The sequence below is a fragment of the Dehalococcoidia bacterium genome, from assembly GCA_040902535.1.
In the GTDB taxonomy this organism is placed as follows: Bacteria; Chloroflexota; Dehalococcoidia; order DSTF01; family JACRBR01; genus JBBDXD01.
The window spans coordinates 77,758-99,914 of sequence record JBBDXD010000018.1 but is presented as its reverse complement, the minus strand read 5'-3'; the positions used below and the strand labels follow the sequence as shown (position 1 = coordinate 99,914).

Sequence of the window (22,157 nt, the reverse complement as noted above, 5' to 3'; positions counted from 1 at the left end):
TGTTGTTTGTTGTCTGTTCTCGCCGAAGCCCCTACAGCCCCTTTGCCGCCACGAACGCGCACAAATCCGCCGTCCGGCACGAGTACCCCCACTCGTTGTCGTACCACGACGCCACCTTCACCAGGTCACCGGCGACCACGTTCGTCGTCGCCGAGTCGACGATCGACGAGTGCGGATCACCCTTGAGGTCCATCGACACCAGCGGTTCGTCCGAGACCGCGAGTATGCCCTTCATCGCGCCGGCGGCGGCCTTCCGCATCGCGTCGTTCACTTCCTCCGCGCTCGTCTGCTTGTCGACCAGCGCCACGATCTCGACGATCGAAACCGTCGGCGTCGGCACGCGGTACGCCACGCCGTCGAGCTTGCCTTCGATCTCCGGGATCACAAGCTTCAGCGCCCGTGCGGCGCCCGTCGACGTCGGGACGATGTTCATGGCGGCCGCCCGCGCCTCGCGCAGGTCGTTCGACGCCATGTCCAGCAGCCGCTGCGAGTTCGTGTACGCGTGGATCGTCGTCATCTGACCCTTGAGGATGCCGAACGTATCGAGCAGCACCTTGACCGTCGGCGCAAGGCCGTTCGTGGTGCACGACGCATTCGACACGACGGTGTGCTTCGAACGGTCGTACGTCTGCTCCGCGTTCACGCCCAGCACGAGCGTCGCGTCTTCGTTCTTCGCCGGCGCCGAGATGATCACCTTCTTGACGCTGTCGCGCACGTGCGCGCGCGCCTTGTCGGCGTCGGTGAACAGCCCTGTGGACTCGACGACGATATCGACGTCGACCTGGCCCCAGGGGATCTTCCCCGGCTCGCGCTCCGCGAACACCGTGATCGGCTTCCCGTCGACGACCAGTCCGCCTTCGGCCGCCTCCACGGTCCCCGGATAGCGCCCGTAGTTCGAGTCGTACTTGAACAGGTGGGCGTTCGTTTTCGTGTCGAAGAGGTCGTTGATGGCGACGACCTCGAGCGCGCCCGGATGCCGCTCCTTGATCGCCTTCAGTACCTGCCGCCCGATGCGGCCAAAGCCGTTAATGCCGATGCGCGTCGCCATGTTGGGCGTCCTTTCCGTCGATGCTGCTGGTACAACCATTGTGCCGCGCCCCGGAAGCGGGGTCTAGCCAAACAACACGCCCCCCGCACCGTAACCACCAGGTTCGAGGTTCCGGGGTTCTTGGTTCTGTCTTCTCAGGCGGCGCTCCCGCTACGGATCGATCCCCAGCAGGCGCGCCGCGTTCTCGCGCAGGATCTTCGGCCTCACGTCGTCGGTGAAGCCGGCCGCTTCGAAGTCACGCAACCAGCGCTCCGGGGAGATCGCCGGATAGTCCGACCCGAAGATCACCTTGTGGCTCACCATGTGATTTGCGTACGTGATCAGTGACGGCGAGAAATACTTCGGCGACCAACCCGAGAGGTCCATGTAGACGTTGGGCTTGTGTACGAGCATCGCGAGCTGCTCCTCTTGCCACGGCCACGCCGGGTGCGCCAGCACGATCCGCAGTTCAGGGAAGTCCGCCGCCACGTCGTCCATGTACGGGATCGGCCGCGCGTAGCCGAGTTTGATGCCGCCGCCGCCCGGCTGTCCCGCCCCGACGCCCGTTGTGCCGGAGTGGAACAACACGATCAATCTCAGTTCCTGCGCCTTCGCCCACAGCGGATAGAACCGCTGGTCGTTCGGAAAGAACGCCTGCTGCTGAGGATGAAACTTCAGTCCCTTGAGCCCGAGATCAACCACGCGCTCCAACTCGCGGACGGCGATCGCGCCCTTCCACGGATCGACGGTTCCGAAGCCCGTGAACGTGTCCGGCCAACGTCGCACGCAGTCGGCGATGTACTGGTTGGGTACCGGCGCGCGCCCCGTCGTCGTCTCCGAGTCGATCGCGAAGAGCACGCCGAACATGTCGAGGCGCTGGTAGTAGTCCGCCATCTCTTCCGCCGTCGATGGCGGTGGCTCGCCGCGAAAGTACGCCGCCATGGCGGCTTGCTCGGCGGTCGAAAGCCCGCCCGGACCCGGCGGGTGAATGTGAAAGTCGATGGCTTTCAAGGCTTCACTTTCAGCTACTCACGCCCGCCATTCGTCGCCGGGCATGATCCGGCGCATGAACTTGTCAAACAAAGGGACCGTGAACGCCGTGTCACCGAACGACGGGCTATAGATCATTCCCTTCGAAATAAGCTTGTTCCGCACGGGCCCTAGCGACGTAACCTTTTGCTCGAGTTCGTCAGCGATATCGCCCGATCTGTGCGGACCGGGACCAAGTTCAGCCATCGCACGCAGGTACCGCTTCTCTCCGGGAGCCAACCGGTCGAGCCGAACACGGAAGAAACTCGCATCGAGCGCTGCCGTCGCCAAGCGAGACGCCGCTCGGACGTCTTTAGCCGTAATCGGCGATTCGTCGGCGATGTCCCAGGCGTGCTTGCCCCACTCCTGAAGAAAGTAGGGATAGCCATGCGTTTCACGCACGATTAGTTCCAGAGCATCGGGCATCACCTCGACCCCGGAGTCGTTGGCGGGTTTGACGATTGCGCGTTTGGCGGCATCGGCAGCGAGTGGACCGATCTCGGGGAACTCGAATAGCCGCTCAGCGTACGACTTAGCGCGTCCCATCCGGCCGCGAAGCTGTGGCAGCCCAGCGCCGATTAGAATCACTGGGAGTCGTGCCTGCGCGGTGCCATGAAGAGCCATGATGAGTGCTGCGAGCTCGTCCTCGTCGACATACTGTAGTTCGTCGATGAACATGGCGAGTACGGTGTCCGCTTGTTGTGCGGCTTGGCCTGCGGCCTCAAGCAGGGCGTGCAAGTCGTGATCCAGATCCCCGTTGTCGGCCAACCCGGGCTCTGGATCGAAGTCCATGCCCACTTCGATGTCGTGATACTTGACCTTCAGTGCTTTCGCAAAGCCTGCGAGCGCGCGAAGCGCACGCTGTGCACGATCTTTCGATCGCTCATCAGAGATAAGCGCAGAAGCGCTTGGCGCAGTTCCGGCGCGAGAAGGGCGGGCAAAGAACGATTCTCAGGCGCCTCGATCCGAAGTGTCTGCACACCTGACGATGCGGCGTCGTCCCTCATCCGGTCGAGGAGCACGGTCTTCCCAACACCGCGGAGTCCTACCATGAGCAGGCTCTTAGCCGACAATCCGCGGCGCGTCCGTTCGACGGCGATCGCTACCACCTGTAGCAGCTCGTCGCGGCCGGCTAGCTCCGGCGGGGGCGTGCCGGCGCCCGGGGCGAAGGGGTTGGTAACCGGATCCATGCGGCAATTATAGCAAGTTTAGGGAGTTTATCGGAAAGAGATAAACTCGCTAAACTCGATCAAATTGATGGGCAACGGCGTCCTACTTCATCAGCCCGACCTGTACACCGCGAAATCGCGCCGCCGCAGCACCGTGCCCGGTGTGCGCCACCTGCTCCGGTTGGCCTTTGCCGCAGTTCGGCGTGCCCCACACCACCCACTCGTCGCGGTTCGCGATGGCGTCACAACTGCCCCAGAAGCGCGGCGTGATGCCGGTGTACGTGGCGTTCTTGATCAGCGCGCCGAGCTTGCCGTTCGTGATCTCCCGGCCTATCTCCGTGCCGAACTGGAAGTTCAACCGCTTGTCGTCGATGCTCCAGCTCCGGTTCGTCTCCATGTACACGCCATCGTCCGTGTCGGCGATCATGTCGGCGAGCGTCCACTCACCCGGCTCCAGGCTCACGTTGGTCATGCGGATCAACGGGATGCGATTCCACCCCGAAGCGCGCATCGCGCCCTGGCTGGTCTGACCGAGCGCGCGCGCCGTCTCGCGCGACGTCAGATAGCCGACGAAGCGCCCTTCGCGCACGATCGGCGTCGACTGCGCGGGCACCCCTTCGTCGTCGTAGCCGAATGTGCCGAGGCCGCCCGGTATCGTCGCGTCGGCCGTCATGTTCACGTGCTCCGAGCCGTACATGAAGCTGTTCAGTTTGTCGAGCGTGAGAAAGCTCGTGCCTGCGAACGCCGCCTCCGTGCCGAGCACGCGGTCCAGCTCGATCGGATGCCCGCACGACTCGTGGATCTGCAGCGCCACCTGGCTGCCATCGAGGATCACGCTCGTCACGCCGGGCTCCAGCGACCTCGCGCGCAGCAATTCCGCTGCTTCTTCACCGACGCGCAACGCATTCTCCTCGAGGTCCCAGCGTTCGATGAACTCCCAGCCCTCGGTGCCCTGGTGGCGGCCGACGCTGTTCGGGAACGACCGGTTCTGCACCTCGCCCTCGTCCACCGCCGTCGCCTCGATGCCGCAGCCGGTCTCGTACAACTCCTGCTCCGTGTACGCGCCCTCGCTGTTGGCGAAGATCTTGTCCTCGCGCTGGCAGTAGACGTTGCTCTCCGCCGAAATGATGTTCGGCGCCTTGCGTATCGCGTCGTTGACGCGCAGCAACAGCGAGATCTTGTCTTCGAGCGACACGGCGAACGGGTCCGTCTGTATCGGCGTGCGATACGTCCCGCTTCCACCCTGCGGCGGTCCGATGTCGGCCTTGGTGCCCGGCACTCGCGCCGATGCCTTCGCGACCGTCACGGCGCGCGCCGCAACGGCGTCCGCCTCATCCATCGTCATCTTGTGACTGCCTGCGAAGCCCCAGTACCCATCGACGATCACGCGAACGCCGAAGCCCAGCGACTCGTCCGACGTCAGCGCCTCGACGTTCTGGTTGCGTACGTCGACGGACTCCGCCTTGAAGCGCACGACGCGCACGTCGGCGTAGCTCGCCCCCCGTTGACGAGCTGTGTCGAGAGCGCGCATCGCGAGGTCGCGCATAAGGCCTCCGTGACTGACAGTGCCGCCGGTTAGCGTTCGTTCTCGGTCAGAAATTCGATGATATCGCGGTTCAGCTCGTCCGCACACTCCGTGAAGACGATGTGCTTCGCGTCCGGATAGATCTTGATGCGCGCATTCGGAATCGCTGCCGCCATCTTGCGGCTATTCTCGACGGGGACGATGCCATCGTGCTGGCCGTGCAGGATCAGCGTCGCCGTGGAAAGCTTCGGCAGCCGGTCCAGCGTGTCGTGCTGGCTGACGGCCGTGAGCTGCCCGATACGCCCCTCGAGCTTCGAACGCAGGTGCGCGTTCGCCAGCGAACGCTCGACGATCGCGGCGTCGTGCTCGGCGATATAGGCGTCGCCGTAGTGCAGCGGATACGTCGATCGCGCCGCGGCGGCCGGGTCCGGAATATCCGCAGCCGCGAGAAACACCGCCATCTGCTCGGGCGGCGGCGATACGTGATGCGGGCCGCCGGGCGTCGTGCAGATCAGCACGAGCCGCCGCACGCGCTCCGGGTACGTCAGCGCGAGGTTCTGCGCCACCATGCCCCCGAATGACGCCGCCGCCACGTGCGCCGACGCTTCGCCGGCGGCGCTGAGCACGCTCACGCAATCGTCTACGAAGCCTTGCATCGAGTAGCCGCTCGATGGCACGTCCGACCGTCCCGATCCGCGCGGGTCGAAGACGATCACCTTGAATCGCTCGGCCAGCGGCGCGATGTTCGCGAAGTACACCAGCGTCGTCGAGCCGAAACCGGGGATCATGAGCAGCGGATCGCCCGAACCGTGGACCTCGTAGTAGAGCTGCGCACCGTCGGCGCTAGCGTGCGGCACTCGTCGCTCCTTCGATGCGGGCATGGCGCTGCAGAAATTCGATCACCAGCTCATCGGCGATCGCCTGCCCCTCGAGGTTATAGCCATGGCCCAGGTCTTCGAGGACGTGCAGCTCGGCGTGTGGCATCCGTTCCTTGAGCAGATGCGCGTTGCCGGCCGGCATCATCACGTCGTCGGCGCCGTGGATGATCATCACCGGACAGGCGATCTCGTGCAGCCGGTCGTACGTATCGTGCCGCGCTGCCGCCAGCACTTGCCGCATGTAGGAATCGCGCGGCGCCGCCAGTTCCGCCGCCGCGCGCGCACGCTCGAGCAGCGACCCGCGGTTCGCCTCGATATATGCATCGCTGTAGCCGAGCCGCCAGCCCGCTTCCATGCCTTCGTCACCGCCGAGCGACTGGTTTTCGATCATGCGCCGCACGGTTTCCGGCGATGGTTGCACGCCGCGAATGGCGCCTCCCGTCGTGCAGCCCAGGATCAGCGCTCGCACCCGCGCCGGGTGACGCAACACCAGTTCTTGCGCCACCATCCCGCCCATCGATGAGCCGTAGATAAACGCCGCATCGATCGCGGTCGCATCCAGCAGCGCCGCCGCGTCGTCCGCGAGCCCGGCGATGCTGTACTCGCCCTCGGGCTTGTCGCTGCGTCCGCAGCCGCGCGCGTCATACCCGATCACTTCGAAGGGCCGGCTGTACGACTCAATGAGGTACGGGATTTCGCGCAGATTCGCGCCGAGGCCGCCGATCCAAAGCAGCGGCTCGCCGGTTCCGTGCCGCTCGTAGTAGATGTCAATGCCGTTGACGCGTGCTACCGACAAATGAACCCCCTCGGCCGGATTGTATCGCGGGCGGCGAACGCGGGCTATGCGGTGAACCGCCGAGGTGGGAACTTTGCGCCGCTCACTCCACCACCGACCACGCAAGCCGCATCGACATCGATGCGCCTGGCGCAAGATCGAGCGCGCGAACGAACGACACCGATGCGCCCTGCGCAACGCGCTCCAGTCCGCCCTCCGATGAAGACACCGTGTGGACGGGAAAATGCCACACATCGACGTCACCTTCGATCTCGCAGCGCATCCCCCACGGCGCGCTTCCCCGCACGACGATCGCGTCCGTCCGCACGACGCCCCGCTCATTGTGAAGATCGATTGAGCGTTCATCGGTCTCCAGCCGCGCGATGCGGTCGTCGCCGTCTGCCGCCTGCGGCGCGGACACGTTCCACTCGCTGACGAACCGTCCGCTACGATGCTCATTACTGACGTTCACGCACTTGTACGTCACCGCGATCTGCTCGCCGCGCGCCGGCATCTCGACGCGCTTCTCTATGCTCCACCCGTTAGACGCACGCGCCATCACGACGGACGCGCCGCCTTCGCCGCAGTCCGTCTCGCACGACCACGCACCGTCCGGTTCAAACAACGCGTGCGCTTCAGAACGTGCAAACCGCTCGATACCCTCGTCCGAAGGCAGCACCCACTCTTGCAGGCCGCCGCGCCGATGTCGGTCGAATGCGAGGTCCTCCGCCAGGCCCTCGTGCTTGAGCCGCACGCCGCCGTGGATGTTCGTCAGGTCGCCTGTCGATTGTCCGGCCGTGCCGCTCAGGAGGGCCTCGTGATACGCCTCGCGCCGCCGCGTGATCACGTCGATGAACGCGTGGTCGCGACGCCGCAGGTCGAATTCGCTCAGCATGCCGCCCTGTTCCGGGTGCAGCATCAATGACACGTCGGAAGACTGCATCAGCAATTCGCGCTGCCCGTCGTAGTCGAAGTCATCGGCTTCGATGCGCACGCCGCTATGTCCGGCTGCCTCATCGGCGAGGCGCTCCGCCTGCACCAGGTTTGCATGCGTCGCCGCGCGAATGTTGCGGAGATACAGCCCGCCGAACACGCCGTGCCAGTAAGGGCAGTTGCATTGCGCGCGCCAGAGGGCATCGCGCGCCGAAGCGTTGTCCGTTTGTTCTAGCTTTCGGTCGATCCGCAGACCGCGCTTGTGCATCGCGTTCGCTTCCGGATATTTCGCCAGGAAGTAACGCCAGAAGCCGCCGCGCACGTACTGCAACACGTCTTCGCGCCCGCTCTCGTGCAGTTGCGCAGCCACTCGATGATATTCCGCGCTGGACTGCGCGGGCATCGCCCACTCCATCATCTCGGCGTACGACGCCGTCGGCAGGTAGACGAGTCCCCGCGCCTCGTGGCGGCGCATGTATTCGCCGGGCGTCACCATCTCGAGCCAGTCTTGCTCAGCCTCGACCGCGGCGAAGAATCGCTCGATCCAACCCTCGTCCCAGACGTGTTTGCGCGTGGTCGGCCAGCCGCCGAACTTCTCGCCGTCGTCCCCGAGCACGATGTACGGCGCTTCGCGTGTGTTCGTGTCGGCGCGGTGTCGCAGCTCCGCTATCAAATCTTCGACGTTCAACCAGGGGATCGTGTAGCGAAGGCGCTGGCTGCCCGAGAACAGGTTGATCCGTTCGCCCTGGTCCTCCGTGATGTAATACCCGTCGAGCGCATCCGCAGGCAGCCCCACCATGCGAAAGTGCGCGTCATCGACAAGCGTCCATCGCACGCCGGCATGCGCAAGCGGCACTGGCAGCCCCGGCTCCCACACGCGTTCTGTCAGCCACAAGCCGGTGGGCGTTTGTCCGAACTTCTCTTCAATGAAGCCCGTCAGCTTGCGGATCTGGCCGGCCTTGTCGCCGTCGGGAATCATCGGCAGGACGGGCTCGTAGTAGCCGCCTGTGAGCATCTCCACCTGGCCGCGCTCGCACAGTCCCCGTAGGCGCTCCATGTAGTCCGGGCGATTCGCCATGATCCAGTCGAAGAGCGGCCCTGAGTTGTGGAGGCCGATGCGGATCCCCTCATGACGCTCAAGCGCCGCCAGCATCGGTTCGTAGGCGTCATTGAACAGTTGTTCAATGACGAACCCGTAGTTCCCGACCGGCTGATGGTTGTGCAGGACAATGCCCAGGTACAGGCGGCTCATGCGGGCAAGCTCCGTACGGCGTCTCGTGCCCAGTCTACGCCCGTATAGAACGCGTACAAAGCCGGAGAGGGATAAAGAACACGTGACGGATGCTCAATCACGGGCGCAGGGGCGAGACACATGGCCGTTTTCGATCTAAGCTCGCCTGTGGGGAGAGGTCGAGGCGCGTGCCCGTGAGGAGCGGACATAGTACGGTCGTTTCTTGACACGCCAACGAAGCCACCCATAAGATCGAGCGGATAATTGAATAGCGAACAGCCGAGTCCCCTCGTGAGAGGGGAGCGGGGGACCCGAACGGATCCCGGGCTGAAGGTCGCACATGCGACCGGGGGAACCTTCTCCCCTAAGCCGGCAGCTAACCTCGTAGGCTTTGAAGGTCGGGCCAATGCATGGACGACCTTTTTTGTTACCCGTCGCAGACTGAGGTGCACGGAGGCACGCCGACGCTCGCGAGAACGAAGAAGCGCATCAAGACAGCCAGCAGCTTCCACGCACCGTGGGAGCCTGTCGTCGCGCCCGAGTTCCGCGACGTGCCACCGCCGCACCTGCTGAGCGGCGGCGCCGTCATGGCCGCGCCCTATGCGCACGCATCCGCCGACCACGACGCCGCGGTTGCGGTGATGCAACGGACCGCGCACCCGCGCGCCCTCAACGAGATCGCGCACCCGGTCGTCGATGTCGCCACGGCGGTGCGCCAGCGCGTGCGCGTTACCCCGTGGATCCGCATCGGGCTGCGCCTGCTCGACGTATTGCCGCTCGCGCTCGCCGTGGGCCTGATCACGTTCCTGGTCTGGGGCGCGATCTGGCTGCCGATCCCGCTTGTCGCCGTGCTCCTCGTCTTCGATGTCTACTGGGCCTGGCGCTCGATCAATACGGGCCTCCACACACTCTGGGGCTATCGCGCGCTCAAGGCCACCGCGCGCATCGACTGGCGCCATAAGTACGATGCAGAGACGTTTACAGGCAACGGCCGCAAGCAGGACGTCGTGGCCTGGGATGACATTCAGCACCTGATCATCATTCCGACGTACAAGGAAAGCATCGAAAAGCTCAGCGCTACCGTCGGCAAGCTCGCCGAAAGCGAAGTCGCGCGGGAAAAGTTGCTGGTCGTTATCGCCATGGAAGCGGCGGATCCCGACGCCGGCGCCCGCTACGAAGAACTGACGCAGCGGTACGGCCACAGCTTCCTCGCCATGGTCGGTACCACGCATCCCAGGGGCATCCCCGGCGAAGTGCCCGGCAAGTCATCGAACGAGGCGTGGGCTGCCCGCCGCGCGAAGCAACTCTTCTGCGATGAGATGGGCTACGACATCGACACGATGACCGTCACAAGCTGCGATGCTGACACGCTCTTCCATCCGCGCTACTTCACCGCTCTCACGTACTACTTCGCCACGAATCCACAGCGTTACCGGACGTTCTGGCAGGGCCCGATCTTCTACTACAACAACGTCTGGGACGTACCGGCCCCGCTGCGCATCCAGAACAGCCTCGGCGGCATCAACCACCTGGCGAAGCTCATGCGCAAATACGTCGTGCTCTTCCCGCAGTCGACGTACAGCCTCAGCATGCGCATGTGCCACGACGTCGGCTACTGGGACGTCGATGTCGTGCCCGAAGACTGGCACATGTTCCTCAAGTGCTTCTTCGAACTCGGCGGCGAGCCCGATGTCCAACCGATCCTGCTGCCCGTCGGCAACGACGGCGTACGCGCGCACAGCTACAAAGGCACGTTCTGGGAGCACTATCAGCAAGCGCGCCGCCATGCATGGGGCTGCTCCGACATCCCGTATGCGCTGCGGCAGTTCGCGCGTCACCCGGAGATCCCGTTCCGCAAGCGTCTGCGCCGCACCTGGAGTCTCACAGAGAATCACGTGCTCTGGTCATCGCAGTGGTTCCTGATCACCGGTGTCGCCGCGAACATGTCGGCGGCGACGTGGGGCGGCTTCATCGGCCTGCAGCCGTTCCAGCAGCACAACATCCCGGAGTGGTTCCTGCCGCTCTCGCGCTACATCCTCATGCCCTGCATGATCCCGCTGATCGTCATGATCGGGCTCGACATGCTGATGCGTCCGCAGCGGCCCTCGCACTGGAAGCTCTGGCTGTATCCGGTGCAGTTCGCGCAGTGGTTCCTGATGGCGCCGATCACGCTGTTCTTCACCGCTATGCCCGCGCTCGATGCACAGATCCGTCTCGCGTTGGGCTTCCGGCTCGACTACAAGGTGACGGAGAAGGCCTGACGCCGTTGTTCCGCGCGCGGACTCGGCCCCGCGCGTTCGTCGCACGTAGAAACGCTCCGGAATTCCGGAGCGTTTCGCATGGTAGCCCGTCTAGTCCGCGCGGGACCGGTGTGCGGCGATCTGTTCAAGATGCGCCCGATTGTGGTTCGCGAGCCACGACCCCATATCCAGCACCGATACGCGGCCGCTCACAAGCTCTACTCGCTTGCGCCAATCGGCGGTACCGAGCGTGGCGATCATCGAGAGTGCATCATCGACAGCCACGGAGAAACGCGATGTCAACTCCTCGCCCGTCATCTCTTCGTAGCCCTGGCCCTCCAACAGCTTCCACGGGAGCGGCGAACGCTCGGCTGCCTGCGGCGTTTCGGGGTCGAGCACGGACCGCAGCCGGCGACAGAACAATTCGGCGATGTCGATCATGTGCCCGGCGATTTCCTTCATGCACCACTCGCCGGCAGCGAGCCTTCCGCGCAGGATCGCGTCAGGTACGCCTGCCATGTTTCCAGCCAGCGCGCCCGGCGCCTCGCTCAGCATCGCTACGATCTCGGCGGGCTGGCGACGTGCGATGCGCTCGCTCGTCGACGAGAAGAACGGCGCGAACAACTCGAACTCAGCGGCGATCGATCCGCACGCGGGACAGACGTCGGGCCGCTGCTCCTCGACGAGGTACCCGCACTCCAGACATCCGAACAGGAACTGCGCGACCTCGCGCTCGAACACGTCGCGATTTCGTTCGAGGCTGCGCCGTGTTGTGTCCACCACGCCATACACAGACTCCGCAACATCCAGAGCGAGCGCGGCGACCGGGGAACTGATGCCGCCCAGTGCTTCGATCTCCCGGTGCAGGTCCTCGGTCAACGTCGCGATAAGCAACGGACTCATCGCGTCAACGGAGAGCGATCGCTCGATGATCAACGCTCGCCCCCGCGACGCCAGCGCCGCCGCGCGCAGCACCTTCGCTGTGTTGAGTCTGCCCTCGTCGACCGCGCGCTCAGCGGCCGCCAAACAGCGTATGGCGTTGATCGCGTTCCGTTCGGCGATCGCACGCAGGCTGGACGCGTCTTCCATGGTGCTAGCGCCCGCCGTACAGTTGTCCCCGCAGGTCCTCCCGCACGCTCGTGCCATCGAGCAGCAGGCGGCGCGGATTGTAGTCTTCGTGTTGCACCAAGATGAACATGTCCTCCGGCTCGACGTTTGCCGGCAGCGGCAGCCCGCACGTGCCGCCCGCGTCCGTCTTCGCGCGCGAGAGCACCTTCGCGCCATGCGTGCCCAGCGTCACCTCCGCGCCCTCGATCGGCGGCCGCTCGCCCGACTCGTCGACGTCATTCGCGAGCACTTCGACCATCGCCGTGCGGCCATCCTCGTGTACCGTGATCGCGACGGCCATGTCGATCAGATAGACAAGCGGCGCCGGGACGACGGCCTTCATGCCCGCATCGACGACAGCCTGCACCTGGTTTGCCCGCAGGTCGGCGTCGGTCGGCGCCATGCCGTGATCCGTCGTCATGACGAACAGCGTGCTCTCCAGCAGGCCCTGCGCCTCCAGCACGTCCATGATGCGGCCCATGCGCACATCCGTCTCGTCGAGCGCCGTGCGTTCGCCGTCCGAGTGCGGCCCGTAATCGTGGCCCACGCCGTCGGGCAGCGTCAGTTCGTGGAACATGAACCTGGGCGGCGGGTGGCTCTCGTCGGTGTACAGCACGATCGCCTGCGCAACGCCCCGGTTATCGACGATCGACTCCTGGTGCGCGCCCTTCTGATCATCCTGCAACCACTTCGCGCTCGTATCGCCTTCGTATCGTGCGGTGATCTCACGCAGCCGGTCGCGGTCGCCGATCACGACGCGCTCGAGCGTCGCGTGGTCGGCGCCGCGCGTGCACGGCTCATGGATCGATGCCGTGAACGCGCCCTGCTGCCCCTGCCACGGCCCGAAGACCCGGTGAAACGCCTCGTACAGCGTCTCCACGCCGTCGCCGAGGAATCGCGCCGTGTCGAACTGCTGCCCTTGCGGCGTCACGACCTCCCGCTTGTCCCGCAGGTAGTACGTCGGGTTGACGATGTCGTGGTGCCCGCCCCAGGCGCCGGTGCCGATCGCGTTGTGGCTCGGCCACGTGATGCTTGGAAAGTTGGTGAACGACCCGAACTCGAACATCGTGCCGTCCTTGATGAGGCGGCGCAGGTTCGGGATCGAGTCCGGATCTTCGGCGAGCCTGTGCTTCAGTTCGGTGTTGCTCAACCCATCGAGCAGGAAGATGTACGCGCGTTCGGCGCGCCCGGCCGCCTCCGGCTCGATGATCTCGTCGAGCACGCGGCCGTCCTGGCGCTTGAGGTACACGTCCGCCGCGACGCCCCGCTCCGACGACGTACGCCCCGTAACGTCCTTGCCATCGATCAACGGCATCCCGCACAGCTTCGCAATCGTCGGCGCGACGTCCACCTGACGCGACGGCGCATCGGTGATCAGGCCCTTCTTAATGCCGGGGCCGCGAAAGACGAGCGGCGAACGCGCCTGCACGGTGTCGAGAGCGCCATGCTGCCCCGGCTGGCGGCCGAACGCGTAAGCCTTCGGGTTCATCACGAGATCGGGCGCGTTCGGGCTGTCGAACAACTGCGCGATGCGCTCGTACGCAAACGGATACGTGTTGTGCTCCGGTTCGATGAACGCCCGGTTGGCGTCAACTCCCGGAAACCCCGAGGCTTTCGACGCGGCGACCTCTTCGTCGATCGTGGCGAGCGCCTTGTGGTCCTGGTTCGCGACCGGGTTCTCGCCGATCTGCTCGATGACGCGATACTCGTAGCCGCCGCCATCCGCTGCCAGAAAGCGCTGAAAGCGGATCATGCCACGCTTCGCCCAGACCTCGTAGGCGTCGTCACGGTGCGTAATCACAAGGTCGGTCTGCGGCCCCGCGGTGGCGTCGGTGAGCAGGATGTGGATCGCGCGGTCGCCGGACTCGTACTGGTTCGCGTCAAGCCCTTGCCCGCCCTCGCGTTCCGGCCCGACGGGGGTGGTCACCCGTTCGTGCGTCGCTGTCATGAGGCACCTCTCGTCGATCTCAGTTCGGGAACCTCCGGGGAGTGGGCATCATGATCGGCCAGCATCGGTCATCGTGCAACCGGCGCGATCCCGCTTCCCGCTTCCCGCATCCCGCCTCCAGACCGGTGGGTCCGCGGCACGCCTGCGCGTGGAACCGGAATAACGCCAGCCACTGGCCGAACGTCAGCGCCGACGGCGCCGCGCGCAGGTCGAAGCGCAGGTCGCGCGAAAGGATCACGAGCTGCCGCCGCGTGAAGTAGGGCCGGAGCGCCGTCCGAGCATCTGCCGCGCCGCTCCGGAAGCCCTGCCGCACGAATTGGCGCCATGCCTCCATCTCCCGCCGCGTGACGAGCGGCTCATGCCGTTGTTTCACGTGCAACATCGCGACGTCGACGGGCGGCGGCGGTGCAAAGTCGCTCCGCGCCAGGCGACGCGCCACCTCGATCGAGAACGCCGGTTTGTGCGCGAGCGAGAACATCGTTTCGTGCGGCACGCCGGCGAACTTCATCGCCGCTTCGCGCTGGACGATCAGCCAGGCGTCATGCGGCGGTTGCGGCGCATCGAGCAGCCGGCGCACGAGCGCCGCCGTGATCGAAAACGGCACGTTCGACACGACGGCGTACGGCTCGCGCGGCAACGGGAACGCCAGCGCGTCGGCGGGGTGACACTCGATGTTCGTGCGCCCCACGAATCGCGACCGCAGCGATCGATACAGCCGCGGATCCTTCTCGATGGCGATGACCGTGTACCCCGCGTCGGCGAGCGCACGCGTGATGATGCCCTGCCCTGCGCCGATGTCGAGCACCATGGTGCCCGGTGCAAAACGCATCTCCGCCACGATGTTTCGCACGAGCGACGGACTGTGCAGAAAATGCTGCGACCGCGGTTCACTCGCGTGTGCAGCGCGCCCCCGACGACCGATGACTGACGACTGACGACTACGACCGACCATGTGTTCCTCCGCGCCGGCCGCAGGCCGCGATGTCGCGAAGAAACGATCAGAGAATGATGAAGAGACGCGGCATCGAGGCCGTCAGCGGGCGTATTGCTACAAACGTCCGTGACAGTTGAAGGTGACCGGCGGACGGATCCGCCGGGCAGCGTCCGCCGGAGCGGACCTTAGCTGCGTGGCCTCATCATGCCTATCATCGAGTACAAGGCTACAGCGGGCGCCGACACGTCGCAATCCGGAACGCAAGCAGGATGACAGGACACGCGCGCGCCCGCCGCATCGAACTACTCATCGATCGAGGAGGCAGCCGGCTCATCGTGCGCGTCAGGGTGCACGATCTCGATGCCGGGATAGACGGAGGCCACGCTAAACCAGAAGCCGACCACCATGGGCACCGGCTCCAACTGCGCCCCCCGAAGCGGACCATCGACAGCCCGGCCGAGCGTGTCCCACACAGACCCCGTGCGGCGTTCGGTGAAGGCGTCCGCACCGCTTGCCTCGAACGTCTCCGTCTCGGGCGATCCCGCGACGTGCGGCGCGTACGCCGTCATCGTCCCGATAGGGCGTGAGTCGCGGTAGTTCTGGCTGTCCAGCAGCGACCACGCGCGCCAGTCGAAGAAAATCACCACGGGCGTGCCGCTTACCGTGATCGGCAGGACCATGTTCATCTTCGGACCGCCGTCCGGAAACGGCACGGCGACGCGCTCGCCGTTTGATTCGATGACGGCGACGCGGTCCATCGGTCGCAACCGATCGTCGATGGCTGCGAGCGTGAAGATTGGCCGGCCATCGCGCACCTCGTAGCCGATGTACGGGTTCGTCGTTCCTTCGAATGCGGATGATTCGATGGCAAGCGTCGGCGCGTCAGGGTATGCCAGCGCGTAGTCCTTCCACGGCACCACACGCGCGCTCCGTGCTTCGAGCCGTGTGCCCGCGAGTTCGCCCGTCACCGCGACGCCCGTGAGCTGTTGCCACCATGTCTCTGTCTCCCGGTCGTAGAGCAGCGCGTTGCCGTCGCGGAGCAGCCCCGTGATGCTGAACGTGACCGTGCGTCCAGGCAACGTCCGGCTGAACACGCGCGCGCTGCCGGCGATCGGATCGTACGTAACGGCCACCGGCTCGCCGCCGATCGTATCGTTGACGATGCCGCGCCAGATCACGTAACGCAGGGGGTAGCCGCGTACACTCTCACCGTCCTCAACGACGAGCACCGGTTCCTCATGAAAGAGCGATACTTCCCTCGCGGGTTTCATCGTCGGATCATCGAGCGCAGCGAAGAAGTCGCGCTCCTGGCCCTTGACGATGCCCTCGAGCCCGTCGCCACGGCTGAGGTCGGTGCGCCACACGCCGGAGAGATCGGCGGCGGCGACGCCTTTCCCCTCCCGCAATGAGACTCCGACGCGCCGATTCGCGGAGCCGGTCAGGTCGGAGACGACCTGGAAGTCCCCTGGCGAACTGGCACCTTCCTGCATCGCCGCCTGCACGCGCCGGATGTCCTCGGCGCCCTCGATCCAGTCGGCTGGATCGAGGTTGGGCAGCACGACGCAGCCGACTCCGCCGGTCGATGGATAAGCGTTGTAGACCTGCGATAAATGGGCGTAATTCAACTGCAGCGGCTTCCGGTGCTTCATGTCGAAGAACGGCCAGTTGAAGTCCATGGTCTGCCCCGGCGCGTTGTGATAGGCGACACTGCGCAACGCACCGTCGCGGCACTGTGAGGCGGACAACTCACGCGCGATGATCGTGTCGTTGGGCGTCGGGTTGCGATGCGCCGAGTAGAGAAAGAAATGGCGGCCGTTCGAGATGAAGAGCAGGGGCGCCAGCACGGCGATCGCGGCAAGCGTCGCGACCCACGCACCCGACCGTGTTGGGTAAACGTCTTCCGCCGCGGACAGCAGCCGGTCAACGGCAATCCCGGCAAACGCGGCCAGCGGCGGCAGCGCGTAGTGCATGCGTGATATGACGACGACACCGTAGGGCGAAAGGACGCCGGAGACGACCACGGCCACCGCAAACCACATCAGGACCATGAAGAACGGCGCACGTCGCACCCGTGTCAGCGCGAAGAAGAACCCGGCGACCGTGAAGACGACGGTGAGACTGTCGAGAAGACTTCCGGCGACGTAGTGGTGATCCGCCGGGTTGTACGTCCAGCCCAGAAGGCTTCGCGAGATATTCTCACCGACGAGCTTCCAGAAGGGGTAGTTCGCCTTATCCGTCCCCTCGCCCAGGGTCGCATCGATCACCTCCCACTGATTTGTTGCGAAGATGGGGAGCGCAAACACGATGAAACCGGCGACGAGCACGCCAATCGACGTCGCCTGGCGGCGCAGCGAGCCGGCGTCGAAGCGCTGCCATGTCAGCGCCAGCGCCGCGACGCCTGCGATCATGATCGCGGACCGTGACGAGTAGAACGTGTAGAAGCCCATGCCCGCGAACAGTCCCGATGCGAAAAGGAAGGCCATGCTGCCGCGGCGGACGCCAGCCGCGAGCAACGCCAGACAACCCACCGCCGGGAAGATCGCGAGAATGTTGTCGTAGCCGGTGTGCGCGTATGCAAACAGGTAGTGCGATGCGCCGAGGAAGAGGGTCCCGAACACCGCGACGCGCACGCTGAACAACTCACGCAACAGCCAGTAGAACAGCGGGAGCGTGAGCGCGATCGCGAGCAGCGATGCCATCTTCCACCCGAATAGCGAGTCGCCGAACACGCGAATGCTCAACGCCTGCCAGGCTGAACTCAGGACCGGGTGATATCCGAACGGTCCCGACTGGCTGAACCAATTGATGTCTGGTTGGTCGCCAATGCGCTTCGCCCAAACGTAGAACTCGCCATCGTCTCCGATGGTCGAGTAGCGCCAGTTGTTCAGATCCCGGGCATTGATCCCGATGAACGTCCCTGTGATCGCGAACACCGCCAGCGCCTCGGCGGCATGAGACCACGCCAGGCGCAGGCGCCCGTAGACCCCGCGCATCACATCGATCGCGACGACGCCTGCAAGCATCGCGAGCACGCTCAAGAAAAACAGCCAACGATACGCAGGTTCGTAATGCCCGTTGTACAGCCGCAGGTTGAGCCACGCCCAGATGACCAGCGGCACGACCAGCAGCGCGACCACAATGCGCGCCCGCAGCGGCAGTGACAGGGATGCAGATGAGGGCAGGAACCGGGGCAGGCCCCGCGGCGCAAGCGCGGCAAACACCAGGCCGCCCGCGACGAACAGCGGCACTCCGAATGCGAGAGCGTTGGGGCGACGGAAGTCCCACGTCCAGCGATGCTCGAGCCAGCGCGTGAAGGGCCAGTCGAACGGGGCTTGCTCGTGATCGATCGCCCACTGGCCCCATGCGATGAGCACGAACGTCATTGCGAGGACTACGAACGTGGCGGCGCGCGCAGCCGATGCGGCGAGCGCCAGCGAGTGCGCCGGCTGGGCTTCGGCGTCAGCCCCGGCCGGCTGAGTTATCTCGTCCTGAGTGTCCATGCGAGGTGATGATACGGGACGCGAGCGGCCTCGTCTCGCGCTATCGGCAGGGTGGCTATTTTCGGACGGCGGGGCGGCGCGAGGGCAGCCTTCGGCCCGAGCCAGGGCGTCTCGCTGCCCGCGCGCGCGTTTCTTCGCGCCCGCACAGGCGTCACCGTCAGTCGCCGGCCGCGATGCCGCCGATCATCTCATCCAGCAGGACGATGAACTCCGCCGTCACCTCGGTGCGGATGGCGTCGTTCACGTAGCCACCGGTGTTGTCCCAGCCGCCGGTGTCCGTCTGCTGCGCGATCAGCGCCTCCCCGACGCGCTCCGCCAGGCCGAGGTAGCGCTGCTCGCCGGTACACGCGTAGACGAGCGCCGCGCCCCAGCCGACCTTGCCGACCTGCGCCGTCTCGTACATGTCGTCGCCGAACTTGAATGCCAGTTCCAGGTACTGCTTGCCAATCTCGACCCACTCGCGGTCCGCGGTCGTCATCGTCAGCTTTGCGAGGAATGCCGCTGCGATGCCCATGTTGAAGTAGGCTTGTCGCGGCTTGCCGAGCTGGATTGATCCGAGCCGTTGCCGCTCCTCCGGGAAGTCCGTCTTTATGCCGGCACCCGGCTTGTAGATGATGTGCAGCGCGTTGGCGGCGTCGGGCTGCGCTTCCCACAGCGTGCGCATGAAGCGGCCGATGTTCTTCGCCGCAGCGACGTGGCCCGTCATCAGCAGCGCGTTCCCCGACTGCGTGCTGCACTGGATGTCCTGCGGCGCCTCCTCGTTGTCGCGCTGCGTGCGGAATCCGCCATCCTCCGCGTGTTGCATGAGCAGCAGGAACTCGGCGCCCTTGCGCGAGATGTCGTAGCGGCCGAGCTTGTGCGCGCCCGCGACGATCCACGCGTTCGGGTATGGATACGCGCGGTCCATCAGCGCACCGCGAAGCGGCCCCGCGAAGTCGCCTTCGCTTGTCTGCACGTTGCGCGCGATCCACGTCGCGAGGCGGTTCGCCGCCTCGGGCTCCCCCGCCGCCGCGAGCGCCCACAGCGACTTGTAGTACGGCCCCAGACCGTCGTTGGCGCCGCCGAACGAGCCGTCGGGCTTCTGCTGCGCCAGCAGGTGCGCTGCGCCTCGATCGCGTGCGTCGCGCAGCCGGGTGATGATCGCCGAACGTGTGACCATGGTATTCCTCACTTCGCTGGGTCTGCGGCCAGTCTATGGCGGCGAGTGCGGACTGTAAACGCCGGAACGAAGAACCTGGAGCCGAGAACCTGGAACCAAGAACCTGGGAACCTGGGCAATTACACGGCGGGGTCCAAGGTTCCTCTGTTGTCTGTTGTCTGTCGTCTGTTGTCCAAGGTGCCTCCGCCCCGTGATATCGTGCATCGCCATGGATAGCGACCGCCGCATCTACTTCGACCACGCCGCGACGACGCCTACCGACGAGCGCGTCGTTAAGGCGATGCTGCCGTACCTGACGAACGCCTGGGGCAATGCCTCCAGCATCTACGCCGAGGCCCGCGAAGCGCGCAAGGGCCTCGATGCGGCACGCCGCACGGTCGCCGGCGTCCTGGGCTGCAAGCCGAACGAGGTGATCTTCACGAGCGGCGGCACGGAGGCCGACAACCTCGGCCTGCGCGGTGTGGCGGAGGCTTCGCGACGGCGAGGCGACCACATCATCACGACGGCGATCGAGCACCATGCCGTCCTCCATGAGTGCGAACAGCTCGAGCGTAGGGGCTTTCGCATCACGTATTTGCCGGTCGATGGCGAAGGCTTCGTCGACCTCGATGCACTGCGCGCCGCGCTCGACGATCGCACGATCCTCGTCAGCGTGATGTACGCGAACAACGAAGTCGGCACGATTGAGCCCATCGCCGAGGTCGCGCGTATCGTCAAGGAGCGTGATCCGCACATCGCGCTGCACACCGATGCCGTGCAGGCTGCCGGTGCGCTCGAACTCGACGTCGACGCTCTCGGCGCCGATCTTTTGTCGCTCGCCGCGCACAAGATCTACGGGCCGAAGGGCGTCGGCGCGCTGTTCGTGCGGAACCGCACGCCGTTCCTGCCGCAGACCGTCGGCGGCTCGCAGGAGCGCAACCGCCGCGCCGGCACCGAGAACGTTGCGGGCGCCGTCGGTCTCGCGACAGCGCTGCAGCTCGCGCAGGACGAACTGTCCGCTCGCAACGCGCACCTCATCGCGATGCGCGACCGGCTGCTCGATGATTTGCCGCGGCGTGTGCCCGGCACGATCGTCACCGGGCCGCTCGACCGCGCACGCCGCCTGCCGAACAGCGCCAGCTTCGCGTTCGAGAACGTCGAGGGCGAGGCCGTGCTGCTGCAGCTCGACCTGCTCGGCGTCGCAGCCAGCAGCGGCTCCGCCTGCACGACGGCATCTCTCGAACCGTCGCACGTGCTCGTCGCGATGGGCGTGCCCGAGCGCTATCAGCGTGGCAGCCTGCGCATCACGCTCGGCAAGGGCAATACGATGGCCGACGTCGACCGCCTGCTCGAGGTGCTGCCGCCGGCGGTCGGGAAGATCCGCGCGCTTGCGCCCGCCGCGCGCTAAGACGCCCGCCGTGCGCTCTCTCTGAAGTCACGCCTGATCGCATCCAACAGCCCCGGCTCCAGCGCGATGTCTACGCCGGTCATGGCAAGCGCCTTCGCGGTCTGCAACATTCCGGCGTGGGCGCCGTCCGTCGCGGCGACGGCCGTGAATTCCGGCGAATGCGTGAACGTCGGGCTGCCGACGCCAAAATTCGGGTGGATCGACGGCACGACCTGGCTGACGTTGCCCATGTCGCTGCTGCCCGACGTGAGGTCCTTCATCTCGTAGAACATCTTGCCGAGCGCCTCGCCGTTGCGACGGTACGCCTCCACCATCGGCCGGTTGATCTTCATCGGCGCGTACTCCTGGTCCTCGTGCCAGTCGATCGAAAGCTCGCAGCCCGTCGCCAGCGCGCCCGCTTCGAAGCAGGCCTTGACGCGCGCCTTGAGTTGCTCCAGGTACCACGGCTTCAGCGCGCGTACGTAGAAGGTCCCGCGCGTCAATCCCGGCACGATGTTCGCCGCCTCGCCGCCGTGCGTGATGATGCCGTGGATCCGCGCATCGCGACGGATGTGCTGCCGGAGCTGGGCGATCGCCTGGTATGCGGTGACGAGCGCGTCGAGGGCGTTGAGACCCTGTTCAGGGAACACCGACGCGTGTACCGACTTGCCCCGATACTCGACGTCCACGTGCGCCACGCCGAACATCGGCGCCGCGTCGATGTCCGCCGGCGCCGGGTGCGCCATCATCGCTACGTCGATGTCCTCGAAGCAGCCGTTGCGGATCATGACGATCTTGCCGCCGCTGCCCTCCTCGGCGGGCGTGCCGAGGATCGCGATCCGCGCTTCGGACGGGTCGAGCGCCGACTTGAGCGCCGCCGCGGCGCCCACGCCCGAGGTGGCTATCAGGTTGTGGCCGCAGGCGTGCCCGATCTGCGGCAGCGCATCGTACTCAGCGCAGATGCCGATCGTGACGGGGCCGTGTCCCCAATCGCCGCGGAACGCCGTCTCCATGCCGTAGGCGCCCTCGCGGACCTCGAAGCCCTGCGCCTTCACGAACGCGATCAGTTGCGCGCACGCGTGATGCTCCTCGTACGCAAGCTCCGGGCGCGCGTGGATCTCGCGCGAGATGCGCATCAGTTCGGGCGCCGCCTCGTCGACCGACTTCGCGACACGTTGCTTCGCTTCTTCGATGTTCGACGGCATGGTCCCTCCCTTACGGCGGCGCAGAAGCGTAACAAGAGGCAACAACATCGTCACAGATGCCGTCGTTTGGCCTGATGCGCTTCTGTCACCTAATCTGTAGCCTGTAAGTCGCCAGGGGAAGGGAGATTACG

14 protein-coding genes, 1 pseudogene and 1 riboswitch are annotated in these 22,157 nt (G+C 65.6%); of the genes and pseudogenes, 2 read left to right on the top strand and 13 right to left on the bottom strand.

Features of this window, described 5'->3' with window-relative positions:
- Positions 1-31 precede the first annotated feature (31 nt).
- The 7 genes and pseudogenes from gap to WEB52_08620 form a co-directional block, all read right to left on the bottom strand.
- Positions 32-1,048, bottom strand: coding sequence for a type I glyceraldehyde-3-phosphate dehydrogenase (gene gap, locus WEB52_08650; GenBank protein ID MEX2226503.1), 1,017 nt, complete (start codon positions 1,046-1,048; stop codon positions 32-34).
- A gap of 150 nt (positions 1,049-1,198) precedes the next feature.
- On the bottom strand, positions 1,199-2,038 hold the full coding sequence (locus tag WEB52_08645; protein ID MEX2226502.1) for an amidohydrolase family protein: 840 nt from the start codon (positions 2,036-2,038) through the stop codon (positions 1,199-1,201).
- Between the two features lie 18 nt (positions 2,039-2,056).
- Positions 2,057-3,246 (bottom strand): annotated as a pseudogene (locus WEB52_08640) (ATP-binding protein).
- 82 nt (positions 3,247-3,328) lie between these two features.
- A complete protein-coding gene (locus tag WEB52_08635; protein MEX2226501.1) occupies positions 3,329-4,771 on the bottom strand; it encodes a TldD/PmbA family protein in 1,443 nt (480 codons plus the stop codon).
- A 29-nt stretch (positions 4,772-4,800) separates the two neighbouring features.
- Positions 4,801-5,607: an alpha/beta hydrolase gene (locus WEB52_08630; GenBank protein ID MEX2226500.1), complete on the bottom strand. Its 807-nt coding sequence runs from the start codon at positions 5,605-5,607 to the stop codon at positions 4,801-4,803.
- Positions 5,594-6,424, bottom strand: a complete 831-nt coding sequence (locus WEB52_08625) for an alpha/beta hydrolase (protein MEX2226499.1) — start codon at positions 6,422-6,424, stop codon at positions 5,594-5,596. Before WEB52_08625 ends, WEB52_08630 begins: the two co-directional genes overlap by 14 nt.
- 82 nt (positions 6,425-6,506) lie before the next feature.
- Positions 6,507-8,588, bottom strand: a complete 2,082-nt coding sequence (locus WEB52_08620; GenBank protein MEX2226498.1) for an alpha-amylase/4-alpha-glucanotransferase domain-containing protein — start codon at positions 8,586-8,588, stop codon at positions 6,507-6,509.
- A 246-nt stretch (positions 8,589-8,834) separates the two neighbouring features.
- Positions 8,835-8,973: riboswitch (cyclic di-AMP (ydaO/yuaA leader) on the top strand.
- A gap of 4 nt (positions 8,974-8,977) precedes the next feature.
- On the opposite strand from WEB52_08620, the gene WEB52_08615 reads away from it, so the two are divergent.
- Positions 8,978-10,828 (top strand): glycosyltransferase family 2 protein, encoded by a 1,851-nt coding sequence (locus WEB52_08615; GenBank protein MEX2226497.1) that lies wholly within the window; start codon positions 8,978-8,980, stop codon positions 10,826-10,828.
- 90 nt (positions 10,829-10,918) lie between these two features.
- Here the strand turns inward: WEB52_08615 and WEB52_08610 are convergent, their stop codons facing one another.
- From WEB52_08610 to WEB52_08590, 5 genes are all read right to left on the bottom strand, one after another.
- Positions 10,919-11,896 carry a DinB family protein gene (locus WEB52_08610; GenBank protein MEX2226496.1) on the bottom strand — a complete coding sequence of 326 codons (978 nt, stop codon included), beginning with the start codon at positions 11,894-11,896 and terminating at the stop codon, positions 10,919-10,921.
- A 4-nt stretch (positions 11,897-11,900) separates the two neighbouring features.
- Positions 11,901-13,862 (bottom strand): alkaline phosphatase family protein, encoded by a 1,962-nt coding sequence (locus WEB52_08605; protein MEX2226495.1) that lies wholly within the window; start codon positions 13,860-13,862, stop codon positions 11,901-11,903.
- 19 nt (positions 13,863-13,881) lie between these two features.
- Positions 13,882-14,814, bottom strand: a complete 933-nt coding sequence (erm, locus tag WEB52_08600) for a 23S ribosomal RNA methyltransferase Erm (GenBank protein ID MEX2226494.1) — start codon at positions 14,812-14,814, stop codon at positions 13,882-13,884.
- A gap of 284 nt (positions 14,815-15,098) precedes the next feature.
- Entirely contained in the window at positions 15,099-18,296 is a 3,198-nt protein-coding gene (locus tag WEB52_08595) for a DUF3179 domain-containing (seleno)protein (GenBank protein ID MEX2226493.1), read from the bottom strand.
- Between the two features lie 157 nt (positions 18,297-18,453).
- A complete protein-coding gene (locus WEB52_08590) occupies positions 18,454-19,455 on the bottom strand; it encodes a hypothetical protein (GenBank protein MEX2226492.1) in 1,002 nt (333 codons plus the stop codon).
- Positions 19,456-19,663: 208 nt separating this feature from the next.
- Here WEB52_08590 and WEB52_08585 point away from each other — a divergent pair, with 208 nt between their 5' ends.
- Positions 19,664-20,842: a cysteine desulfurase family protein gene (locus tag WEB52_08585; GenBank protein MEX2226491.1), complete on the top strand. Its 1,179-nt coding sequence runs from the start codon at positions 19,664-19,666 to the stop codon at positions 20,840-20,842.
- On the opposite strand, the gene WEB52_08580 is transcribed toward WEB52_08585, so the two are convergent.
- Positions 20,839-22,026: a M20 family metallopeptidase gene (locus WEB52_08580; GenBank protein MEX2226490.1), complete on the bottom strand. Its 1,188-nt coding sequence runs from the start codon at positions 22,024-22,026 to the stop codon at positions 20,839-20,841. The two genes, WEB52_08585 and WEB52_08580, sit on opposite strands and share 4 nt — an antisense overlap.
- Positions 22,027-22,157 lie beyond the last annotated feature (131 nt).

Coding starts and splice junctions, on each gene's coding strand:
- gap (MEX2226503.1), bottom strand. CDS start 1,048: ATGGCGACGCGCATCGGCATTAACGGCTTTGGCCGCATCGGGCGGCAG.
- WEB52_08635 (MEX2226501.1), bottom strand. CDS start 4,771: ATGCGCGACCTCGCGATGCGCGCTCTCGACACAGCTCGTCAACGGGGG.
- WEB52_08620 (MEX2226498.1), bottom strand. CDS start 8,588: ATGAGCCGCCTGTACCTGGGCATTGTCCTGCACAACCATCAGCCGGTC.
- WEB52_08615 (MEX2226497.1), top strand. CDS start 8,978: ATGGACGACCTTTTTTGTTACCCGTCGCAGACTGAGGTGCACGGAGGC.
- WEB52_08610 (MEX2226496.1), bottom strand. CDS start 11,896: ATGGAAGACGCGTCCAGCCTGCGTGCGATCGCCGAACGGAACGCGATC.
- WEB52_08605 (MEX2226495.1), bottom strand. CDS start 13,862: ATGACAGCGACGCACGAACGGGTGACCACCCCCGTCGGGCCGGAACGC.
- erm (MEX2226494.1), bottom strand. CDS start 14,814: ATGGTCGGTCGTAGTCGTCAGTCGTCAGTCATCGGTCGTCGGGGGCGC.
- WEB52_08595 (MEX2226493.1), bottom strand. CDS start 18,296: ATGGACACTCAGGACGAGATAACTCAGCCGGCCGGGGCTGACGCCGAA.
- WEB52_08590 (MEX2226492.1), bottom strand. CDS start 19,455: ATGGTCACACGTTCGGCGATCATCACCCGGCTGCGCGACGCACGCGAT.
- WEB52_08585 (MEX2226491.1), top strand. CDS start 19,664: ATGGATAGCGACCGCCGCATCTACTTCGACCACGCCGCGACGACGCCT.
- WEB52_08580 (MEX2226490.1), bottom strand. CDS start 22,026: ATGCCGTCGAACATCGAAGAAGCGAAGCAACGTGTCGCGAAGTCGGTC.